The organism is Variovorax sp. LARHSF232 (assembly GCF_052871435.1).
This window is the reverse complement of record NZ_JBIXJS010000003.1, coordinates 147,910-170,142: the sequence shown is the minus strand read 5'-3', so window position 1 is coordinate 170,142 and position 22,233 is coordinate 147,910. Positions and strand designations below refer to the sequence as shown.

Genomic DNA, 22,233 nt, shown 5'->3' with positions numbered 1-22,233 from the left:
GCTTTGGTGGGGCCCGCGTGTCAGCCTTGCGGCCGCACGCAAGCAACAGCCACGCTGCAGCCGGCGATCGAATCGATCGACCACAGCTGCGTCGTGGCGCATGGCATGCCGGCCCGCTCGTCATCGCCCGCGGGCGGCGCGACGCAGACGGCACGTGCATCGGCCGCGAAACCCAGGCCCAGTGCCTTCAGCACGGCCTCCTTGCGCGTCCAGATGCGATAGAAGCCGGGCACGCCGGCCCGGCGGATGTGGGCGCATTCGCGCGCGGTGAAGACGCCGTGCGGCAAGGTCGGCGCGGCAGCGCCATGGCGCTCGATGTCGATGCCGATCTCGCAGCGCTCCGATAGCGCGATGCAACCGCGGGAGCCGGAATGCGACAGGTTGAACCACGGTGGCCCGCCGGCCGGCAACGCCGGCTTGCCGTGCGGGCCACAGGCCATCGAACGGCCACGCATGTCGACACCGAAGTGGCTGCGCAGCAGGCGTGCGAGGCTTGCGCGCAGCAGGACGAAAGCGGTGGCGGCCTGCGGGCAGCGAAAGGCCTGCCAGCGTTGGAATTCCTGCGCGCCGAGTACGTCAGCGCTGGCGTCGATCGCGGCCTGTGGCGCCCCGGGCGCGTCGAGCGCGATCTGCCACACGCTCACGCCCACGCGCCGCAGCGGCTCGGGCAGGTGGACCGCTTGTTCGACCATGTTCGCCACCTGCCGCCGGCCACGCGTCAAAACTGAGCCACCAGCGACAGCGCGTAGCGGCGCCCTTCGTCCACCATCCAGTTGCCGTCGAGCCCGGCGGTGCGGGCGCGCGTGTCGACATCCACGCGCTTGTCCGTCACGTTGAGCACGGCGAACTTGAGGTCGAGGCCCTTGGCCAGCGCGTAGCGGCCGCCCAGGTCCAGCGTGGTGGCCGCTTCGCGTTCGCGCACGCCCAACGCGCCGTTGCGGAAGGCGGCCCAGTACTGCTTGCCGGTGTAGTACAGCGCCGCATACAGGTCGAGGCTTTGCAGCGCCTTCCAATCGAGGCGCAGGTTCGCCATGTTGCGCGGCGTCTTGTCCAGCGGCTGGCCGTCGAGCGAACTGCCGTTGAAGGCGGTTTCGCCACCGCCCTTGCGGCGCGAATCGGTGTAGGTGTAGTTGCCCGACAGGCGCAGCCCCGGACCGATCGCATGGCTGGCGGCGAACTCCAGGCCGCTGATGTCGACCTGCGCGATGTTGTCGTAGACATAGACGTTCCGGCCGCGAACGCGCCGGTCGGCCACGCCGGTGTCGTAGCTCGCCACGCGGTTCTTGATGCGGTTGTCGAACACCGTCAGGCCGGCGTAGTTGTCCTGCCGCTCCCAGCGCAGGCCGATCTCGCCGGTGACGCTGGTTTCGGGGTCCAGCTCGGGGTTGCCGCACAGGGTGCCCGGCGTCGCGCCGGCCGCGCCGCCGGTGGTCATGCAGTAGCCGGGGGTGGTCTGGCGCAAGGTGGGCGCCTTGAAGCCGGTGGCGACGCCGCCGCGCAGGGTCCATGCGCTGTCGATCTGGTAGACGCCGTACAGGCGCGGGCTCAGGTGGTTGCCGTAGGTGTCGTCGTTGTCGCTGCGCAAGCCGGCCGTCAGGGTGAAGGCATCCGTGATGGCGAAGTCGTTTTCGGCGTACACAGCCCACGAGTTGCGATCGAGCAGGTTCGGGTTGACGGGCAGCCCGTTGGGCACCGCGTCCTGCGCGGCCACGCCGTCCAGCCGCTGCTTGATGGCTTGCGCGCCGAGCGTCAGGGTGTTCTTGTCCTTGGCCCACGGGATGACGACGTGGCCGTCCAGCGTGGTGGTGCGCAGCTTGGGTTCGACGGTGGACTCGCCGGCGGCAGTCCATTGCGTCTGCGTTCCCGTATCGCCGTACATCGACACCGTGCTGCGGCCCCAGTTCCAGCGGCCGTCGTGCGTCAGGCCCCAGTAGTCGCGGCCGTGGCGCGTCTTGCGCACCGTGGCGGCGGTGGCCAGGTCGGCGATGCTCAGGCCCGGCGTCGTGAGGTAGTCGAGCTCCTGCCGACCCAGGTTCATGGTCAGATCCTGGTTGGCGGCCAGGCGGGCGCTGAGTTTCAGGTCCAGCTGTTCATTGCGCTGGCCGTTGGCGCCGCTGGTGACGTTGGCCGGGAAGAAGACGTCGTCCTCGTCGCGCTTCTTCGCCACGCCGGAGATCTGCAGGCCCAGCGTGTCGTCGACCAGGGGGCCGCCGAGCCAGAACTCGGCCCCGCGCGAGTCGCCCAGCTCGTCGTGCTGCTGCTTCACCACGTTGGCCGCGACGGTGCCGCTCCAGCGCTGCGGCAGCTTGCGCGTGATGATGTTGACCACGCCGCCCAGCGCGTCGGCCCCGTAGATCGAGGACATCGGCCCGCGCACGACCTCGATGCGCTCGATCGCCGCCAGCGGGGGCAGCAGGTTGGCCTGCACGCCGCCGGAGCCGCGGTTCATCGTCTCGCGGGTGTTCAGGCGCTTGCCGTCCACCAGCAGCAGCGTGTAGTCGCCCGGCATGCCGCGCAGCGAGATGTCGGTGTCGTTGGGGTTGGCGCCGACGATGCTGACGCCTTCCACCGTGCGCAGCAGCTCGGTCACGCTGGTCTCGGTGCGCTGCTCGATCTCCTGGCGCGTGATGACGGTGACGCTGGCCGGTGCGTTGCGCACCGCCTGCTCGCGCTGGCTGGCGGTGACGACCACCGGCTGCAGCGATGGCGACTCGATGGCCGCAGACGCGCTTTGCGCGGCGGCCGGGCCAATCAGGCTCAGCAGGGTGGCGACGGCCAGGGAAACGGGCAGCACGCTCCGGAGCCCCCAGGGGCCGGGCAAGCCTAGCCCCGCCCCCCTCGGGGGATCAAGCAAAGTGGCAGAGCCACATTTGCTTGAGAGCGACGAGGAAGATCTTTTGTTCGACATGTTGCACGGCCTCCCGGATTGCGATTAATAGTAATGATTCGCATTTAGTTTGCCGAACAAGGCGACCCGCGAGGTTTGCGCGGCCCACGAAGGTGTTTGCGCGAGCGCCGGGGTCGCGGATTGGCGCGCAGCATGGCTCGGCGCCCGCCAAGGGGCGGGGTCGCGCGGTGGTCGGCAGGTCAGCGCTGCGCCGCGTGGCGCGCATCCTTCGGCGTGATGCCGAAGCGGCGCCCGAAGGCAGTGGCAAAGTTGGCGGGGCTGCCGTAGCCCGCCAGTGCGGCGGCGCGCTTGATGCTGATGCCGTCGCGCTCCAGCGCGGCGCGGGCGCGTTGTAGGCGACTTTCACGCACGAAGCCGAATACGGTGCTGCCGTAGGCACGCCGGAAGTGGGCCTGCAGCGCGTTGACGTTCATGCCGGCGTGGCGGGCGATGTCGTCCAGCGACAGTTCGTCGGCCGCTGCGCTGCCCAGGAACTCGCGCAGATCGCGCAGCCGCCGTGCCAGCGCCGCGTTCAGTGCCGGCGCTTCGGGTGCCGGCTCGCCGGCCTGCAGCGGCGCCAGCGCCTCCGCCAGCAGATCGAGCAGCCGGCTGTCCTGGTGCAGCAGCTCCAGCATCGGCGCGCAGGCGGGCGGGCGCAGCACCCGCTCGGCCAGCGCGATCGCCCGCGCGGAAGGCTGCCAGGAGCGCATCGCCAGGTGGCCGGTCATCAGCGATTCCAGCGCCGACGGCATGCGCGTGCCACTGGCCGCCTGCAGTTGGAGCAGCCAGTCGTGCGACACGCACAGGCTGAGCCGCCGCGCGTAGCCGCCATGGCGGGTTCGGCGCGTGAAGCGCTCCGGCTCGGTGACGTTGACCATCACGCAGCACGCCTGGCCCGCCCGTTCGCGCTCGCCGCCTGCCCCGGTGGCCAGCAGCACGCGCCGCTCGCCATAGGCAACGTCCAGCCCGCCTTCGAGCAGGAACACCAGGTGCAGCCCCGGCGCGCACTGGCCGTGCGCGGTGGCGTCGACCGGATCGACCGCGTCGTCGGCATGCACGCGCAGGCCGGGCTGCAGAACGCGCACGCGCGCCGCGTGCGCTGCCAGGCCAGGGTGGGAAGGCGCCGCGCCGGACGCGGCGCCGCTGGGCTGGCTGGGGCTGAAGGTCACCGGTCGAGGCTCCTGAACGTGCGGTCGCGCAAGGCCCCGGGGCCGGCGCAAACCACGGCGTGGGCTTGCGCAAACGAAATGGCTGCGCAGCCGTGTCGCCGAATTGTTAGACTGAATGAGAATTGTTCGCATCTTAGCGCAAGCATCCACGTGCCAACCCCAATCCCCCTACACCTGTCCCCAACCCGCCGGCGTGCCGGCTTCCTGCGCCTTGCGCTGGCATGGTTCCTTGCGCTATTGGCATGGCTGCCTGCCCTCGCCAGCGCCCAAGTGACCGTGACCGACCTGGCCGGGCGCAGCGTGCGCATCCCGGCGAAGGTCGAGCGCATCCTGCTCGGCGAAGGCCGGCTGCTGCCGGCGCTGGCCGTGTTCGAGACGGGTGATCCAAGCGCCCGGCTGGTCGGCATGATGGGCGACCTCGAGCAGCTCGATGCCGCCGGCTACGCGCAGTGGCGCACGCGCTTTCCGCATCTGGACAAGGTGCCGCGCGTCGGCCGCACGCAATCCGGCAGCTTCAGCGACGAGCGCGCGCTGCAATTGCGTCCGCAGGTGGCGATCTTCGGCCTGGGCGGCGGCCATGCGCCGGGCGAGCGCGACCGCGAGGCGCTGGCGCGGCTGGAAGCCGCTGGCGTGGCGATCGTGTTCGTCGACTTCCGCCACGACCCGCTCGCCAACACAACGCGTAGCATGAGCCTCTTGGGCGCGGTGCTTGGCCAGCCGCAGCGGGCCACGGACTTCAACGCCTACTGGCAGCAGCAACTGGCGCGCGTGCAGCAGCCCCTGGCCGAGCGCAAGCCGGCCCCGCCCACGGTGTTCCTGGAAAACCGGGTGGGCCTCACCGGCGTGTGCTGCGACACGATGGTCGGCATGGTGGGCCTGCTGGTCGAAGCCGCAGGCGGGCGCAACATGGCGCGCGGCCTGATCCCCGGCGAACACGGCACGCTCAATCCGGAGCTGCTGCTGGCGCGCCAGCCCCAGATCTACATCGGCACCGCCATCGGTTCGGCGCAGACGCAGAAGGACGCGCCGCAGCGCATCGCACTGGGGGCCGACGTCTCGCCGGAACTGGCGCGGCAGTCCTTGCAGCACAGCCTGCAGCGCCCGCAGATCCGCCCGCTGCAAGCCGTCCAGCAGGGCCGCACGCATGCCATCTGGCACCACTTCTACAACTCGCCCTTCAACGTGGCCGCGGTGCAGGCGCTGGCCAAGTGGCTGCACCCCGCGCTGTTTGCCGACCTCGACCCGCGCCAGACGCTGCAGGAGATGTACAGGCGCTTCCAGCCGATCGAACTGCAGGGGGAGTAATGGACCCGTGTCGAGCCTTGAATCCACCCGCCGACGCAGCCGACGCCACCTGCTGCGCGCTGGCCTCGCGCTGTGCGTGCCTGGCGCCGCCCTGGCCCTGTCCATGCCCATGAATCCCCTGCCTTCGCTGGCCGGCAGCCCGGCCGTGCGCCTGCCGTTCACGCACCAGATCGACCTGGTGGCGGCCGGCCGGCCGCGCCGGCTTTTCGTCGCGCTGCCCGAAGGGCCAGCGCCGCAGAACAGCCCCGTGCTGTGGGCGCTCGATGGCAACGTCATGTTCCCCTTGCTGGCTGCGCTGTTGCGCCAGCGCGCGGCGCGGCCGCCGGACCAGCGCATGCCGCTGCCGGTGGTCGTGGGCATCGGCCACCCCGGCGACACGGCCTACGACATGCAGGCGCGCGCCGAGGACTACACGCTGCCGGGCACGGCCGGCGGCCAGGCCGATCGCTTTCTCGATCTGCTGGAACAACTGCAGCCCTGGCTCGCCCGGCAGTTGGCACTCACCCCAGCTTCGCACACCCTCTTCGGCCACTCTTTCGGCGGCCTGCTGACGCTGTACGCGCTGTTCAGCCGGCCCACGCTGTTCCAGCGCTACGTCGCGGCCGGCCCGTCGATCTGGTGGGGCGACCGTGCCGTGCTCGCGCACCGCGACACCTTCCTGCAGCGTGCGCCGGCCGCCGGCGCGCAACGCCTGCTCGTCACTGCCGGCAGCCTCGAGGAGGGCATGCCGCATGCCGATCCCGAGCGCATGCGCCGCCAGCAGGAACGCCGACAGGTCGGCGCGGCGCGCGAGCTGGTGGCCAGCCTGGCCGGCGCGCCCGGCCTGCGCACGCAGTTCTGCCTGCTCGAAGGCGAGGATCACGGCAGCATGACGCTGCCCAGCGCGGCGCTGGCGCTGGACTTGGCGGTGGCCCAATGAGCCGCCGGGCCGCTCCCAAGGCGAATACCGCAGTGCGCAGCACGGAGGCTATTCAATGAACGCCATCGCCTCGAACATCGCACCGGCCGCGGATCTGCGCCTGCGCTACCGCCGCGTCGTGCAGCGCCGCCTGCTCGCGCTGGCGGCGCTGGCACTGGCGGTGGCGTGCCTGCTGCTGCTCGACATCGCCACCGGCCCCGCGCCCTTCCCGCTCGCGCAGCTGTTGACGGGCCTGTGGCAACCGGATTCGCTGCCGATCGAGCAACGCGTGATCCTGTGGAACGTGCGCCTGCCCAGCGCGCTGCTGGCGGTGCTGGTCGGCGCGGCGCTCGGCCAGGCTGGCGCCGAAATGCAGACCGTGCTGAACAACCCGCTGGCCAGCCCGTTCACGCTCGGCATCGCCCCGGCCGCCAGCGTCGGTGCGGCGCTGGTGGCCATCAGCGGGTGGAGCTGGACCTTGTGGAACGAAAACCTCGCGCTGACGGCCGGCGCCTTCGGCGGCGCAGTCGTGGCCACGCTGCTCATCGTCTGGGTCACCTGGCGCCTGGGGGCCACCACCGAAACCGTGGTGCTGTTCGGCATCGCCTTGCTGTTCACCTTCGACGCGCTGCTGTGGCTGCTGCAGTACATCGCCGACAGCAACGCGCTGCAGCAGATCGTGTTCTGGACCATGGGCAGCCTGGGCCGGGCCACCTTCCCCAAGATCGGCATGCTGGCGGCGGTGCTGGCCGTGTGCGGCGTGTGGGCCGCGCGCGACGCCTGGACGCTCACGGCCCTGCGCGCGGGTGAGGAACAGGCGCGCGCCCTGGGCCTGGCCGTCGAGCGGCTGCGCCTGTTGGTGCTGCTGCGCATCAGCCTGCTGGCGGCCACGGCCCTGTCCTTTGTCGGCACGATCGGATTCGTCGGCCTGATCGGCCCGCACGTCGCTCGTCTGCTGGTGGGCGAGGACCACCGCCACTTCCTGCCTGCCGCGGCGCTGTCCGGCGCGCTGATGGTCGCCGGCGCCTCGGTGCTGAGCAAGACCGTGGTGCCCGGCGTCGTCCTTCCGGTGGGAATCGTCACCGCGCTGATCGGCGTGCCGATGTTCGTCGTGCTGCTGCTGCGCCGCAGGCCTTCGTCATGAGCGCGGCCTCAACATTCCGCATCGATGCGCTGGGTGTGGCCTACGGCGGGCGCCCTGTCTTGTCGCAGCTCTCGCTGGCGGACGTGGCGCCGGGCAGCCTGGTGGGCGTGCTGGGCCCCAACGGCGTGGGCAAGTCGTCACTGCTGCGCGCCATTGCCAAGCTGGTGCCGGCTCAGGGCCATGCGCGGCTGGGCGGACTGGATCTGCTGCACTGCCGGCACGATGAGCACCTGGCCCACGTGGCCTACCTGCCGCAGACGCTGCCCCAGGCCTCGACCTTGCGTGTGCTGGAGGTGGTCACCGGCGCGCTGCGCGCGACCTGCCCTGATCTTCCGGCCGGCGAGCGCGAAGCGCGTCTGCAAGCGGTGCTGGCCGAACTGCAACTGCTGCCGATGGCGCTGCGCCGCCTCGACGAACTTTCCGGCGGCCAGCGCCAGATGGTGGGCCTGGCGCAGGTCTTCGTGCGCCGCACCCCGTTGATGCTGTTGGACGAACCGACCAGCGCGCTCGACCTGCGCTGGCAGATGCTGGCGCTGCAGGCGCTGCGCCAGGCCGCGCGCGAACGCGGCGCGATTGTTTGCCTGGCGATGCACGACCTGAATCTCGCCGCCCGATGCTGCGACCGCCTGGTGCTGCTGGGCGCGCGCGGCCTGCTGGCCGATGGGGTGCCGAGCGCGGTGCTGCGCAGCGACATGCTGCGCGAAGCCTTCCATGTGGAAGCGCGCATCGAGCGCACCGCGGGGCAGGCGCAGGTGGTACTGGTCGAACGGGCCTTGCCGGCGGAGTGAATTCCGCGGCGCGGCGGCAGCTTCGCGCCAAAAGAAAAGCCCGCGTTCAAGCGGGCTTTTTCTGAGCCGGTCGGCGCTCAGTCGGCGCGATGAAAGCGCGACTCGGGCACCGTCTTCACGTCGCCGGGCAGGCCGCCGATGTAGCTGGCCAGTTGCTTGATTTCGGCGTTGCTGAACTTCTTGGCCTGGCCGCCCATGACCGCATTGGAGCGGCCCACGACGCCATGGCCGTCGACCTTGTAGGACTTCAGTGCCACCGTCAGATAGTCGGCGTGCTGGCCGGCCAGCTTGGGCACGGTGCCGTCGTTGGGCGTGCTGAAGTTCGCGCCGTGGCACTTGGTGCAGCTGTTGTCCTTGTCGCGGGTGATCAGGGCCTGCACCGTCTCGTTGGGCGTCTTGGGGGTGGCAGGCAGTGCGGCCTGGTCCTTCATGCCGAGCTGGGCGTAGTAGGCGGCGAGGTCTGCCATGTCCTGCTCGGTCAGCGAGTCGGCAATGGCGCGCATGGTGGGGTGCTTGCGGTCGCCGTTCTTGTAGGCAGCGAGCGCGGACGAGATGTAGGTAGCGCTCTGGCCCGCGATCATCGGGACCTTGTGAATCTCGGGGAAGCTGGCCTGGTAGCCGATGATGCCGTGGCAGCCCACGCACATGGCCGTCTTCTTGGCGCCGTTTTCAACACTGCCCGTCACCTTCTGGGCCTGGGCCGAGACCGTCACGCAAGCGACAGCAAGGGCAAACATCGTGGTCAACAACTTGTTCATTTTGCGCGCACAATCTCGTGGAGATATCAGGTTTTCAGGGCAAACAGCTTTCGATTATATGGGGGCCCTAGCGGCCATCCAGTCGGGTCTCACCCGGGGCCCGCAGCCTTGATCGAATGTGTTGCTTTCTCCACTCCACTGCCTAGCCTTCCATGAAATTCAAGGGTTCCGACAACTACGTCGCCACACAGGATCTGATGCTCGCGGTGAACGCGTCCATCACGCTCAAGCGCCCCCTGCTCGTCAAGGGCGAGCCCGGCACCGGCAAGACGATGCTGGCCGAAGAAGTGTCCAGTGCGTTGGGCGTGCCGCTCCTGCAATGGCACATCAAGTCGACCACCAAGGCGCAGCAGGGCCTGTATGAGTATGACGCGGTGAGCCGCCTGCGCGATTCGCAGCTGGCGGACGTGGAAGGTTCGGAGCGGGTCAAGGACATCCACAACTACATCGTCAAGGGCGTGCTGTGGCAGGCCTTCACCGCCGACGAGCCGGTGGCACTCTTGATCGACGAGATCGACAAGGCCGACATCGAATTCCCGAACGACCTCTTGCGCGAGCTCGACCGCATGGAGTTCTATTGCTACGAGACGCGCGAGCTGGTTCGCGCCAAGCATCGCCCGGTGGTGTTCATCACCTCCAACAACGAGAAGGAGCTGCCCGACGCCTTTCTGCGCCGCTGCTTCTTCCACTACATCAAGTTCCCGGACGCCGACACGATGAAGGACATCGTGGCCGTGCACTTCCCCCGGCTCAAGCAGGAACTGCTGGCATCGGCGATGAAGACCTTCTACGACGTGCGCAACCTGCCCGGCCTGAAGAAGAAGCCATCGACGTCCGAGCTGCTCGACTGGCTCAAGCTGCTGGTGGCCGAAGACATCCCGCTGGAAGCCTTGCAAAGCAAGGACGACAAGGTGGCGGTGCCGCCGCTGGTGGGCGCGCTGCTCAAGAACGAGCAGGACGTGACGCTGTTCGAAAAATTGGTGTTCATGCAGCGCCACAACCGCTGATGGACAACAACAAGGGCAAGCCGGAGCACCCCACCCGCCGCCTGTTGGTGCTGGGCGCCTCACAGGCCCTGGGCTTCTTTCTGGGCGCCATGCTCGGCCGCTACCTGGGACTGCTGCTGGGTTTCGATGCCTTTGCCGGCGGCTCGGGCTACTCCACGGCATCCATGGTCGGCATTCTGCTGATCGGCTTTGGCGGCGGTGGCGGCGTGCAGTTGGCGCGCCGCTGGTACATCCGCCGCTACGGCGATCCAAAGGTTTGAAGCGATGGCTTTTGTCGAACCGGTGAACCTCTCGGCTCGTGGCGTGGCGTTGGTGCCGCTCACTCTGGAGCACGAGCAGGGCCTGCGCGAAGCGGCCGCCGATGGCGAGCTGTGGAAGATTCGCGTGACTTCGGTGCCCGAGCCCGAAGACACCCGCGCCTACATCGAGACCGCGCTGCAGATGCGCGAGGCCGGCAACCGCTTTGCCTTCACCGTGCTCGACGAAGCCACCGGCGCTGTTCTGGGCACCAGCAGCTACCACGACATCCTGCCGGTGGTGAAGCGCCTGGAGATCGGCTACACCTGGTACGCCCAGCGCTGCCAGCGCACGCACGTCAACACCACCTGCAAGCTGCTTCTGCTCTCGCATGCCTTCGATACCCTCGGCTGCAACGTGGTGGGCTGGCGCACCGACAATTTCAACCATGCCTCGCAGCGCGCCATCGAGCGCCTGGGCGCGAAAAAGGACGGTGTGATCCGCGGCCATGCGATGCGGCGCGACGGCACCATCCGCGACACGGTGATGTATAGCCTGCGCGCCGGCGAATGGCCCGAGGTCAAGGCGCAACTGCTGTACCTCCTGGACAAGCCGCGCTGAAACACGAAAGAGGAGCCGCCAGATGCTCATCGATTTCTTCTACACCCTGCGCTCGGCCAAGCTGCCGGTCTCGGTCAAGGAATACCTCACCCTGCTGGAGGCGCTGCAGGCCGACGTGATCGGCCCCAACTCCGAAGACGCCTTCAGCCTGGACGACTTCTACTACCTCTCGCGCACCGCGCTGGTGAAGGACGAGAAGCACTTCGACAAGTTCGACCGCGCCTTCTCTGCCTACTTCAAAGGCATCGAGCTGCTGACCGACTTCACCAAGGAAGTGCCGCTCGACTGGCTGCGCAAGACGCTGGAGCGCGAATTCACGGCCGAGGAAAAGGCCAAGATCGAGAAGATGGGTTGGGACGAGCTCATGGAGACGCTGAAGAAGCGCTTCGAAGAGCAGAAGGAGCGCCACGAGGGCGGTAGCAAGTGGATCGGCACCGGCGGCACTTCACCTTTCGGCCACGGCGGCTACAACCCGCAGGGCATCCGCATCGGCGGCGCCGGCAAGAACAAGAGCGCCGTGAAGGTGTGGGACCAGCGCGCCTACAAGGACTACGACGACACGCAAGAGCTGGGCACGCGCAACATCAAGATTGCGCTGCGGCGGCTGCGCAAGTTCGCGCGCGAAGGCCACGAGGACGAGCTGGACCTGGACGAGACCATCAGCAAAACCGCCGCCAACGCCGGCTACCTCGACATCAAGATGCGCCCCGAGCGCCACAACAACGTCAAGGTGCTCTTGCTGATGGACGTGGGCGGCACCATGGACGAGCACATCCACCGCGTGGAAGAGCTCTTTTCGGCCGTCAAGACCGAGTTCAAGCACCTGGAGTTCTATTACTTCCACAACTGCGTCTACGACTTCATGTGGAAGAACAACCGGCGTCGCTTCTCGGAGAAGTTCGCCACCTGGGACATCCTGCGCAAGTACAACAAGGACTACAAGCTCATCTTCGTCGGCGACGCGACCATGAGCCCCTACGAGATCCTGCAGCCCGGTGGCAGCGTCGAATACAACAACGAAGAGGCCGGCGCCGAGTGGCTGCAACGCCTGACGCACACCTTCCCCAAGTTCGCCTGGATCAATCCCGAACCGCAGGGCGTCTGGCAGTACCGCCAGAGCATCGCCGTGATCCAGCAGCTGATGTCGAACCGCATGTTCCCGCTCACCCTGCGCGGGCTGGAAGACGCGATGCGGCTCTTGACGAAATAGCGCGGGAAACCGCTGCGCGATGCCGGCTCGGCCAATCGGCCTATACCCAGCGCATCGCTCGTAGGCAAGCACCTACGCCGTCCAGACATGTAACGTTTTGACTCATTTCTCGCAATTTGTGCGAAGCTTGAGGTCGATTTCGTTTGCAAGGTCAGGGCAAGCAAGGTGTACACATCGACCCGAAAAATGCCGGCGCATGACTACATGCGCCCGCTGGCCAGGGCGTCAAAGCCCACGGACACCATCACCATCCGCGGTGTGAGCCTGCCGCTGCCCGAGTTGGTCGATCGGGCCTTCTTCCGGGCCGAACGCATCGATGCCCTGCGCCAACGCTTGCAGGCCGCCCAGCCCTTTCCCCACCTGGTGATCGAAGGCCTGTTCCACCCTCGCCTGCTGGAACTCGCCGCCGAGGAGTTCGACGCCATCCCCTGGGTCGACGTCAAGAGCCGCTACGAGCTGACGCGCCGCAGCCCCACGAGCCCACCCCTGGGTCCGGCGTTGCAGCTGTACTTCGACACCATTCACTCCGGCTGGTTTACCGAGTGGCTGTCGGCGGTCACGCAAGTGCCCTACCTGCTGCCCGACCCCAAACTCCACGGCGGCGGCGCCCACGAGAGCCGCACGGGCGCCACCTTCGCGGTGCACCGCGACTTCAAGCTGCACCGCTGCCTGGGGTTGCGCAACGAGATGGTGTTCATTACTTACCTCAACAAGGGCTGGCAGCCCGAATGGGGCGGCATGCTCGAGCTGTGGAGCGCGCAGCGCGACCAGTGCGTGACCAAGGTGGCGCCGGAGTTCGGCCACACCCTGCTGATGCCACACTGCGCCGTGAGCTTTCACGGCCATCCCGAGCCCTTGCAGCCGCCCGATGACCGGCCGCGCCGCTCGCTGGCCGCCTACTTCTACACCAGCCCCGACGCCGGCAAGGTCCGCGACGACCAGGCGTCGTCGATGTTCCTGAATGCGCGCCGCTTCGACCGCTTGCTGCGCGTGGCGCAGATGGTCACGCCGCCGATCCTGTTCACCACGGTCTGGAAGATGAGTTCCTGGCCGGGGCGGCTGAAGAGGAAGTTGCTGCGCTCCGGCTGAGCGCGCCGCGCAGTTGACTCGGCCGGTGCGGCGCCGATGTCAGAATCGGGCCCAATGCTCAGGGCGGTTTCCATTCGCGCGCCAGCCAGGTGGCCGGCGCTCCTCTTTCTCTCGCTCGCGCTCCTGCTGCAGGGGTGCGGCCTGCTTGCGAAAAAAGAGGACGAGGGCGCGAGCGCCGGGGCCTCCCCGCTTGCCACGAGCGACGGCGCCCGCAAGGACGCCCGCGACGCCTTCACCCTGGAGGTGCGCTCGCCCGACAAGGCGGTGCGCGAGCACCTGCAGCTGCACCTGGACCTGCAGCGCTACCGCAAGCTCGACGACTTGGCGGCCAGCGAGGTGTCGCGCCTCATGGTGGCGGCCGAAGCCAACGCCCGCGAGCTCCTGAACACCCTGGGCTACTTCACGCCCACCCTCACCCTGGAACTGCACGAGACGCCCGACAGCGAGAAGGCGCCGCGCCAGATCACGCTGGACGTGGCGCCCGGCCCGCCGACGCGGGTGAGCGCAGTGCAGATCGACTTCAGCGGACCGGTGGCATCGGATGCGCGCGACCAGGCCCATCGCGATGCGATCCGCGCCGCCTGGCGGCTGCCGCCCGGCCAGCTCTTCACGCAGGAGGGCTGGGACGCCGCCAAGTCCCAGGGCCTGCGCAGCCTGGCGGCCAAGCGCTATCCCACGGCCAGCGTGACCAAGAGCCAGGCCGACATCGACGCCGACGCGGCCAGCGCGCGACTGTCCATTGCCTACGACTCCGGGCCGGCCTACCGCTTCGGGCCCTTGAAGATCAACGGCGCCCAGCGCTACGACGCCGATGCCGCCCGCCGCATCGCACGCCTGCCCACCGGGCACGACTACGACCAGCAGCAGCTGCTGGACGCTCAGCAGCGCCTGGCCAGCAGCGGCTACTACGACTCCGTCTTTCTCACACTGGAAACCGACGACGGCGCCGATCCGCAGGCCGCGCCGGTCACTGCCCAGGTGCGCGAGGCGCCGCTGCAGAAGGTGGTGCTCGGTGTGGGCTTCACTTCCGACAGCGGGCCGCGCATTTCTCTGGACTACATCCACAACGACATCCCGCTGCTGGGCTGGCGCGCCGTCTCGCGCCTGTCGCTGGACAAGAACACCAAGCTGCTCAGCAGCGAATGGAGCGGCCTGCCGCGCGACTCCGGCTGGCGCTGGTTCTCCAGCGGCCTGCTCAAGCGCGAAGAGAACGCCGGCAGCTACACGGTGGACAGCGCCCGCGCGCGGCTGGGCCAGAACAAGTCGGGCGACCGCATCGACCGCAGCCTGTTCCTGCAGTACGACTACTCGCTGAGCAAGGGCATCGACCCGCCGCCCTCGGCCAGTTCGCTGAGCTTCAACTGGGGCTGGACCGGCCGCTACTTCGACAGCAACACCATGCCCACGCGCGGCAACGGGCTGGGGCTGGAACTGGGCGCCGGCTACACCCTGCTGGGCGAACGCCTGCCCTACCTGCGCGCCTACGGCCGCTGGCTGGGCATCTTCCCGGTGGGCTCGGCCGACACCCCCAGCGGCGCCGCGCGGCGCCCCCGGCTGGCGCTGCGCGCCGAACTGGGCGCCGTATCGGCCAAGGACCAGGCGCAGATCCCGCAGCCCCAGCTCTTCCTGACCGGCGGCGACACCACGGTGCGCGGCTACAGCTACCAGCAGATCGGTGTGGTGACCGACCAGAACCAGATCGTCGCGGGCCGCTACCTCAACGTGGCCAGCATCGAATGGCAGCAGCCCATCGTGCGCGAGGGCAAGCTGACCGACTACGAAGGCGTGGTCTTCGTCGATGCCGGCGGCGTGGCCGACAAGCCCGGCGCGATCAAGCTGCAGGTCGGCACCGGCGTGGGCGTGCGCTGGCGCAGCCCGGTCGGTCCGCTGCAGGCCGACATCGCCTATGGGGTGGACGTGAAGGACTTCCGCCTGCACCTGCGCTTCGGCTTCACCTTCTGATGGCGGCGACGATGCGCAACAAGAAAGACGACAAGGACCCCGCCAGCCAGGATGGCGCCGCCGCGCCCGGGCGCCCACTTGGACGGCGCGTGCTGCGCGGCATCGGCTGGAGCCTGGCCACGCTGCTGCTCGCCGTCGCCCTGCTGCTGGCCGGCCTGTGGTGGTGGATGGGTTCCAGCCAGTCGCTGGCTTTCGTGCTGACCCAGGTGGCGCGCTACATGCCAGCCGGCCAGACACTGGAAACGAGCGAGGTCACGGGCTCGCTGCGCGCCGGCGGGCGCATCGGCGCGCTGCGCTGGCAAAGCGACACGCTGGCCGTGGAAGTGAAGGATGCCACCATCGGCTGGCAGCTTTCCGCGCTGTGGCAACGGCGCCAGCTGAAGCTGGGCGAGGTGCATGCCGCGCTGATCGCCATCGAGCCACGCGGGCCGAAGGAGAAGGACGAGAAGCCGCTGGAGCCGCTCGAGCAGCTGGTCCTTCCGCTGGACATCGAGCTGCCTTTGCGCGTCGACACCCTGCGCTGGGCCGGCCCGCCGGTGGTGGAAGCCACCGGCCTGGCCGGCAGCTACCGCTACCAGGACGGCCAGCACCAGCTGGACGTGCAGGGCGTGGACCTGGCCGATGGCCACTACGGCGCCCAGGTGGCGCTGCAGGGCGCGGCGCCGATGGCGCTGGAGGCACGCGTCGACGGCCGCGTGCGCGCACCCATGGGCCAGGACCGGAACATCGAGGTGCTGGCCTGGGCCTCGGCCAAGGGCACGCTGTCGGGCGCCGACGCACGGCTGGACGTGCAGGCCGAACTGGCGCCGGCCGACAACAGCGCAGAGGCGCCGATGCAGGCGCAACTGCGCGCTGCCATCGCGCCCTGGCAATCGCAACCGGTGCTGTCTGCCGACGCGCTACTGCGCAACGTCGACCTCGCGCGCCTGCTGCGCGAGGCCCCCGTCACGCAGCTCACCGGCGAAGTGCATGCCGGACCCGACAGCGCCGTCGGCGCCCTGGCCTGGCAAGGCAGCATCGATCTGCGCAATGGCGTGCCCGGCCCATGGGACGAAGGCAAGCTGCCGATCGAGAAGGTGCAGGCCCGCGCGCTGTTCGACGGCCACGCATGGACCTTGCCGCAGGCGCAAGTGCATGCCGGCGGCGGCCGCATCGAGGCCAGCGGCAATTGGCGCCCCGCACCCGAGCCCTGGAAGGCCAAGGCCGACGTGCGCGGTGTGCACCCGGGCGAGTTGCACACGCAGCTGGCCGGCGCGCCGATCAACGGCCAGCTCAGTGCCGAGCAGCGCGAAGGCGGCCGCATCGACTTCGCGCTCGATCTCAAGGCCCAGGGCGGCGCCGGCGCCGCCGCGGCGCGCGACGCACTGGAAGGCCTGCGCATCGACCGCGTGACAGCGCGCGGCCAATGGCAAGAACCGCTGCTGATCCTGCAAAGCCTGCGCGTGCAGGCTGCGGGTGCAGAGTTGGAAGGCCAACTGCGGGCCCGCCCGGCCGAACAATCCGGCGAAGGCCGCCTGCAATTGAAGCTGCCGGGCGCGCAAGCCCAGCTGCAGGCCGACATGGCGCCGGCCAAGGGCAAGGGCCAACTCAAGACGCAGCTGGCCGACATGGCGGCCCTGCAGCTATGGATCGAACGACTGCCGGGCCTGGAGAAGGTCTTCGGCGGCATGGCGCTGCAAGGCAACGCCACGCTCGACGCCCATTGGACCGGCGGTTGGCAGACCCTGCAGCAGCGCCTGGCGGCGCCCGAGATCCCGGCTGCGCGCGGCAGCGCCGAACCCACGCTGAAAGCCAGCCTCGGTGTGCCGCGCCTGGCGCTGCGCCAGAAGAAAAACGGCAATGGCGGCAGCGACGGCGAGCCGGATTGGCAACTGCGCGGCCTGCGCGCCGAACTCGATGGCAGCCTGGCGCGTGCCAGGCTGGAACTGGACGGCGAGGCACTGTCGGCCCAGCAGCAGATCACGCTGAAGCTGCAGGGCAGCGGCGGCCTGGAACGGACCCGCCAGTGGCGTGCCGAGATCGCCAGCCTGCGCGCCCAGCTGCGCCCCAACACCAGCAAACCGCCCGCGCCCTGGAGCCTGGAACTGCAACGGCCACTGACGGCCACCATCCGCAGCAGCAACGCCAGCGCGCTGCAGGTCGATGGCAGCGGCGGCGCGGCGACGCTGACGGGCCCGGTGCCCGGCACGATGCGCGTCGATTGGGAACCCACCGGCTTCAGCCAGAGCGGCCCGCCCGACAGGCGCGCGGTGCGCCTGCAGTCCAAGGGGCGCCTGCAGGGCCTGCCCCTGGCCTGGGCCCAGGCCCTCGGGCCCGGCACCTTGCGCGACATGGGCGTGAGCGGCGACCTGGTGTTCGAGGGCGACTGGGACGTCGATGCCAGCGACCAGCTGCGCGCCAAGGTCCGCCTGGCGCGCGCCAGCGGCGACATCCGCGTGCAAGCCGGCGAGGCCGCCATGGTGCGCAAGCTGCGCAGCACAGGCACCGGCACCGCCAGCGAGATCACGACCGATGCCGGCGCCGACGGCCGCGATGCCTCCGGCACGCCGGCCGGACTGCGCCAGGCCGTGCTGCAAGTCGATGCGGAGGGCCAGCAGCTGCGCGCCAGCCTGGTTTGGGACAGCGAGCGCGCTGGCCGGGTGTTGGCCGAGGCATCGACGCAGCTGGCGCAGGCCGCCGGCGGCTGGAGCTGGCCGGACGATGCGCCATTGGCCGGCAACGTGCAGGCCAGCCTGCCGCAGTTGGGCGTGTGGTCCATCCTGGCGCCGCCGGGCTGGCGCATCGGCGGCACCCTGGATGCCAAGGTGGCGCTCTCCGGCAGCCGCAAGGCGCCGCGCTGGAACGGGCAACTGGCGGCCGACCAGCTCTCGCTGCGCGCCGCGGTGGAGGGGATCGACCTGAAGGACGGCCGGCTGCGCGCCAGCCTGTTGGGCAACCGGCTCGCGCTGCAGGAGTTCACGCTCAAGGGCGGACGCGGCAGCAAGGTTCGCATTCCGGGCCGGAGCGGCAACCTGAGCACCCGCGCCAGCGAAGCCGGCAGCGACGGCGGCAGCTTCAGCCTGCGCGGCGATGCCAGCTGGGGCGAGGCCGCACCCGCGGGCACCAGCGGCATCCGCATGGACATGCGCGGCGAAGTGCGCAGCCTGCGGGTGCTGGTGCGCAGCGACCGGCAGGTGACCTTGTCGGGCGACCTGCAGGCCAGGCTGGATGAGGGCCAGATTCAGCTGCGCGGCAAGCTGCGCACCGACCGCGGCGTCATCATCCTGCCGGCCGAGACCGCGCCCAGCCTGGGCCCTGACGTGGTGGTGCAGTCCAAGGCCAAGGCCCGCGCCGAGGCGGAAGCGGCGGCCAAGCGGCGCGAGCAGGAAGAAAGCGAAGAGCAGAAGGTCACCCAGCCCAGCACCGCCAAGCCGCTCGATGTGCGCCTGTCGCTCGACCTGGGCGACGATTTCGCGGTGCAGGGGCACGGCATCACCACCCGGCTGGCGGGCGAGCTCGAGATCAGCGCCAGCGGCGCCGGCAACCCGCCGCGCGTGACGGGCGAGGTGCGCACGGTGCGCGGCGTCTACCGCGCCTACGGACAGCAGCTCGACGTGGAAACCGGCATCGCGCGCTTCAATGGTCCGGCAGAGAACCCGCAGCTGGATGTGCTGGCGATCCGGCCCAACATCGCGCAGCGTGCCGGCGTGCAGATCTCCGGCACCGCCAACGCGCCGCGCGTCAAGCTCTATTCCGAGCCGCCGCTGTCGGATGCCGAGACCCTGTCGTGGGTCATGCTGGGCCGCGCCTCGGCGGCCAATGGCGGCGAGGCCATCCTGATGCAGCAGGCGGCGCTGGCCCTGCTCGGCAAGCTGGGCGCCGACTCCAGCGGCGGCAACATGGCCAGCCGCTTCGGCCTGGACGAGATCGGCTTCAAGGGCCCGAGCTCCAACGGCGAAGTGCAGGAATCCGCCGTCACCTTGGGCAAGCGCCTGTCGAAGGACTTCTACGTCACCTACGAGCGCAGCCTGGCCGGCACCCTGGGCACGTTCTACATCTTCTACGACCTGACGCAGCGCCTGACCCTGCGCGGGCAGGCGGGGGAGCACTACGGGGCGGACCTGATCTATACGATCAAGTACGACTGAAGGACAGGGCGCGCCAGCCGCCCATAAGCGCTATGGCTCTGTCGAAGAAGGTCGACGTACCATGCGCCTGTCGGAGGAGGCACCATGGTCACTTCCCCTTTGTCGGCCTTGCGGCAGATGCTTCGCGGCGTCCGCACGCACACGCTGGATGACCACTCGGTAGGCAAGCTGCTGGGGCTGGCCACCCTGGTGGCGCTGGCCGTTGCAGTGGCGATGGTCGCCGTCGATCCGACGCGGCTGGCATCCGGTTCGGTCTACCACTTCGAGCTGAGCGGGAGTGCGGAAGAACGCGCCGGCATCCTGCAGGTGTGGAGCGCCGACGGTCTTCTACCACGCGCCGTGGCCTTCCTTGTGCTGGAGGCTGCGCTGCTGGCGCCCGCCGTGCTGATCGGCCTGCTGGCCTTCGGCGAGCGCGTGCACTACCTGATCACGCTGGACCAGGGGGTGGCGCAGGGGCCGGGCTCGCAAGCGACGTTGCAGGTCTTCGACCTGCTGGCTCTGGCCTCGTTCGTGCTCACCCTGCTGAGCAATGCGCTGGCGCTCGCGCTGATCTGCGGGCTGGTGGCGGACCCCGCCTGGGCGCAGGCCATGCACCTCGTCGGCGTCGCCAAGATCGCGTCCTGGGTGCTGCTCGCCGTGTTCGCCGTGCTGTGGTTTGCCCACTGGTATTTCGCGGTTGATCCATCCGACCTGGCCGCCGGCCCGCGCGCCAGGATGCGTGCCGACATCGCCGACATGCTGTGGCGCACCAAGTACGCGATGGCGGTCCTGCTGGTCTTCGGCGCCCTGGTGCTGGTGATGGACCAGACTCGCGACGCCTTGCTGCGGCAGGCGGTCGACCCGCGCGACATGCACGGCCCGCCCTGGCGCAGCGCCTGGGGCCTCGTCATCACGGCAGCGGCACTGTGGTTGCTGGCCTATGGCTCCTGGCTGTGGGCGCGCCTGATCCTGCGCCTGGCCATGCCGGGGCGCGAGGGCGGGAGCGACGCCTCGGACCGCTTCGCGAAGTGGTGGTGCCGCATTCTTGGCGCGCTGCCCTTCGGCCTTGTCGGCGTCGCGGTTGCCCAGACCATCCGCGACCAGCCGGCCGGCACGCCGGCCATCGGCTGGCTGGTCGCCTTTCTGGCAATCGACGGATTGCTGGCGCTGCTCTTTCTGGTGGCCGTCGCTTACCGGCGCCGCGACACGACCATGGCCTACTACAGCGCCACGATCAACGCCAAGCAGGCACGCGCCGACATGGGCGCCCTGCCCCTGTGGGTCGCCTGGGTGCCGCCGGCGCTGTTCCTGCTGAGCCGATTCGCCGGCCTGATCGGCTGGACGCCTCCGCTGGCGCTGGCCGTCGTCGCGAGCGGCCTGGCGGTGTGGGCGGGCATCCTCGGCTGGGTGGCCTATCAGTCGCGCCGCCGCGCGGCCCCGTACCTGCTTGGCCTGTTCGTGCTCGGCGCGCTCATCGGCTACTTCGACCTGGACGAGTCGCATCGCATTCTTGCCGGCGTGCACCCGTCCGGAGGCACGGACTTTTCCGCCCTCTCCCAGTTCCTCTGGACGATCGCGCTAGGGCTGCCCTGCGTCGCCCTGGCTTGCTGGCTGTACCGCCGCGAAACGCCGACACGCGGTGTGATCTGGGCCACGGTGTTCGCGCTGGTAGCGATCGGAGCCGTCCTCAAGCTTCGCGACGGGCCGCCGCTGCCGCGCGCGCTGCCCGAGCGGCCCACGCTGGAACAAGCCGCGGTCGCCTGGCTCAAGGGGCTGGCCGACGCCCCGCCGCCCGGCGACGCTCCCTTTGCCGTGTACATCGTGTCGGCCGAAGGAGGCGGCATTCGCTCCGCGTACTGGAGCGCCTCGGTGCTGTCCAGGATGAAGGCGCTCGATCCGGACTTCGACAAGCGCACCTTTTCCCTCTCGGCGGTGTCCGGCGGAGCACTCGGCATTGCCGTGTTCCGGGCCTGCGACCTCGAGGCCAAGGGCAGCATCCGCGCGCTCAACGACTGCATCGACCGCTTCGGCGCCACCGACCTCTGGACTCAGCTGCTCGGCGCCGCCCTGTTCGAGGATGCGCTGGGCAGCGTGCTGCCGACCACCCTGTTTTGCGAAAGTCCCGGATGCCGCCTGCTGGGGCGCTCGCATTGGTTCGAAGGATTGATGGAGACGCCGGTGCGGCACATGGCGTCGGGACTGTCTGCGCCGGCGCAAGGCGAGCGCCGGCCCCATCTGTTCCTCACCGTGACGCGGGTCGAAAGCGGCGAGCGCTGGATCCAGAGCGACGTGGCGATCGACATCGGCTCCTTCCCCGGCGCCTGCGACGTGCTGGACATGCTGGACTCGGACATTCGCCTGAGCACTGCCTCGCACAACAGCTCGCGCTTCCCTTACACCAATCCGGTCGGCGCACTCTACGGTCGCGCCTGCATCCGCAAGACGCCCGACGATGTCAAGCCGCGCCTTCGCGCCCGCCTGCAAGACGGCGGCTACTTCGACGACAGTGCCACCTCCACCAGCGCGGACATCGTGCGTGTGCTCAGCCGCTGCCTGTTCGGCCGTTGCGCCAGCACCGACCCCGAGCTGCCGGACAAGCTCGAGAAGCTGCGCACGCGACTGCGGCCCGTCGTGATCTCGATTCGCAATGAAGACCGTTTCGACGCCGAGCGCACGCCCCCCGCCGACGACGCGTGCAACCCGCCCGATGCGCGCGACCCGGCCCGGCCGCGCGACGGCGGACCGTTGCGGCTGGTGCCTTCGCTGCTGTCGTCGCCCTTGACCCTCTACCAGACGCGCACGGCCCACATGCGCGCCGCGGACGCCGATCTGGCGAACGACGCCGCCGTGCTGTGGGAACGCCTGGCGCTGCCCGCACCCGGCAAGGCGACGGCACCCTGCGGTCCCTTCATGCACTGGGTGGCGGATGCGCCGGTGCGCCGCATTGACCTGCTGGTCGACGCGGTCTACCCCTCCGGCTGGGTGCTGTCGGAAAGCGCGATGAAGGGCATCCGCAGGCAGATCGAACTGCGGCTGCCCGGGTGATCGCTCC

Annotated in this window: 16 protein-coding genes; 12 read left to right on the top strand and 4 right to left on the bottom strand. The window is 69.4% G+C overall.

Going from position 1 to position 22,233, the window contains the following annotated elements; all coding sequences use genetic code 11:
• Nucleotides 1-20: 20 nt before the first annotated feature.
• From ACIPRI_RS09640 to ACIPRI_RS09630, 3 genes are all read right to left on the bottom strand, one after another.
• Complete coding sequence (locus tag ACIPRI_RS09640; RefSeq protein ID WP_446621214.1) at nucleotides 21-692, bottom strand: 4'-phosphopantetheinyl transferase family protein; 672 nt, start codon at nucleotides 690-692, stop codon at nucleotides 21-23.
• 26 nt (nucleotides 693-718) lie between these two features.
• Complete coding sequence (locus tag ACIPRI_RS09635; protein ID WP_446621213.1) at nucleotides 719-2,794, bottom strand: TonB-dependent receptor domain-containing protein; 2,076 nt, start codon at nucleotides 2,792-2,794, stop codon at nucleotides 719-721.
• 293 nt (nucleotides 2,795-3,087) lie between these two features.
• The gene (locus ACIPRI_RS09630; protein ID WP_446621212.1) at nucleotides 3,088-4,056 is read right to left on the bottom strand and encodes a helix-turn-helix transcriptional regulator; all 969 of its coding nucleotides are present in this window, start codon (nucleotides 4,054-4,056) and stop codon (nucleotides 3,088-3,090) included.
• 270 nt (nucleotides 4,057-4,326) lie between these two features.
• Between ACIPRI_RS09630 and ACIPRI_RS09625 the strand changes: the two genes are divergently transcribed.
• From ACIPRI_RS09625 to ACIPRI_RS09610, 4 genes are read left to right on the top strand one after another with little or no spacing between them, the layout of a single operon-like run.
• Entirely contained in the window at nucleotides 4,327-5,361 is a 1,035-nt protein-coding gene (locus ACIPRI_RS09625; RefSeq protein WP_446621211.1) for an ABC transporter substrate-binding protein, read from the top strand.
• A gap of 7 nt (nucleotides 5,362-5,368) precedes the next feature.
• Nucleotides 5,369-6,280 carry an alpha/beta hydrolase gene (locus ACIPRI_RS09620; protein ID WP_446621210.1) on the top strand — a complete coding sequence of 304 codons (912 nt, stop codon included), beginning with the start codon at nucleotides 5,369-5,371 and terminating at the stop codon, nucleotides 6,278-6,280.
• Between the two features lie 55 nt (nucleotides 6,281-6,335).
• Nucleotides 6,336-7,403 (top strand): FecCD family ABC transporter permease, encoded by a 1,068-nt coding sequence (locus ACIPRI_RS09615; protein ID WP_446621209.1) that lies wholly within the window; start codon nucleotides 6,336-6,338, stop codon nucleotides 7,401-7,403.
• Nucleotides 7,400-8,191: an ABC transporter ATP-binding protein gene (locus ACIPRI_RS09610; RefSeq protein WP_446621208.1), complete on the top strand. Its 792-nt coding sequence runs from the start codon at nucleotides 7,400-7,402 to the stop codon at nucleotides 8,189-8,191. The genes ACIPRI_RS09615 and ACIPRI_RS09610 overlap by 4 nt, the downstream gene beginning before the upstream one ends.
• A gap of 77 nt (nucleotides 8,192-8,268) precedes the next feature.
• Here the strand turns inward: ACIPRI_RS09610 and ACIPRI_RS09605 are convergent, their stop codons facing one another.
• The gene (locus tag ACIPRI_RS09605; protein ID WP_446621207.1) at nucleotides 8,269-8,949 is read right to left on the bottom strand and encodes a c-type cytochrome; all 681 of its coding nucleotides are present in this window, start codon (nucleotides 8,947-8,949) and stop codon (nucleotides 8,269-8,271) included.
• 152 nt (nucleotides 8,950-9,101) lie between these two features.
• On the opposite strand from ACIPRI_RS09605, the gene ACIPRI_RS09600 reads away from it, so the two are divergent.
• From ACIPRI_RS09600 to ACIPRI_RS09565, 8 genes are all read left to right on the top strand, one after another.
• On the top strand, nucleotides 9,102-9,956 hold the full coding sequence (locus ACIPRI_RS09600; RefSeq protein WP_446621206.1) for an AAA family ATPase: 855 nt from the start codon (nucleotides 9,102-9,104) through the stop codon (nucleotides 9,954-9,956).
• Nucleotides 9,956-10,216 (top strand): hypothetical protein, encoded by a 261-nt coding sequence (locus tag ACIPRI_RS09595; RefSeq protein ID WP_446621205.1) that lies wholly within the window; start codon nucleotides 9,956-9,958, stop codon nucleotides 10,214-10,216. Before ACIPRI_RS09600 ends, ACIPRI_RS09595 begins: the two co-directional genes overlap by 1 nt.
• A gap of 4 nt (nucleotides 10,217-10,220) precedes the next feature.
• On the top strand, nucleotides 10,221-10,814 hold the full coding sequence (locus ACIPRI_RS09590; protein WP_446621204.1) for a GNAT family N-acetyltransferase: 594 nt from the start codon (nucleotides 10,221-10,223) through the stop codon (nucleotides 10,812-10,814).
• A gap of 22 nt (nucleotides 10,815-10,836) precedes the next feature.
• Entirely contained in the window at nucleotides 10,837-12,024 is a 1,188-nt protein-coding gene (locus ACIPRI_RS09585) for a vWA domain-containing protein (protein ID WP_446621203.1), read from the top strand.
• A 186-nt stretch (nucleotides 12,025-12,210) separates the two neighbouring features.
• Entirely contained in the window at nucleotides 12,211-13,113 is a 903-nt protein-coding gene (locus ACIPRI_RS09580; protein ID WP_446621202.1) for a 2OG-Fe(II) oxygenase, read from the top strand.
• A gap of 54 nt (nucleotides 13,114-13,167) precedes the next feature.
• Complete coding sequence (locus ACIPRI_RS09575) at nucleotides 13,168-15,075, top strand: autotransporter assembly complex protein TamA (protein ID WP_446621201.1); 1,908 nt, start codon at nucleotides 13,168-13,170, stop codon at nucleotides 15,073-15,075.
• Nucleotides 15,076-15,086: 11 nt separating this feature from the next.
• Nucleotides 15,087-19,202 (top strand): translocation/assembly module TamB domain-containing protein, encoded by a 4,116-nt coding sequence (locus ACIPRI_RS09570; protein WP_446621200.1) that lies wholly within the window; start codon nucleotides 15,087-15,089, stop codon nucleotides 19,200-19,202.
• A gap of 84 nt (nucleotides 19,203-19,286) precedes the next feature.
• The gene (locus ACIPRI_RS09565) at nucleotides 19,287-22,226 is read left to right on the top strand and encodes a hypothetical protein (protein ID WP_446621199.1); all 2,940 of its coding nucleotides are present in this window, start codon (nucleotides 19,287-19,289) and stop codon (nucleotides 22,224-22,226) included.
• Nucleotides 22,227-22,233 lie beyond the last annotated feature (7 nt).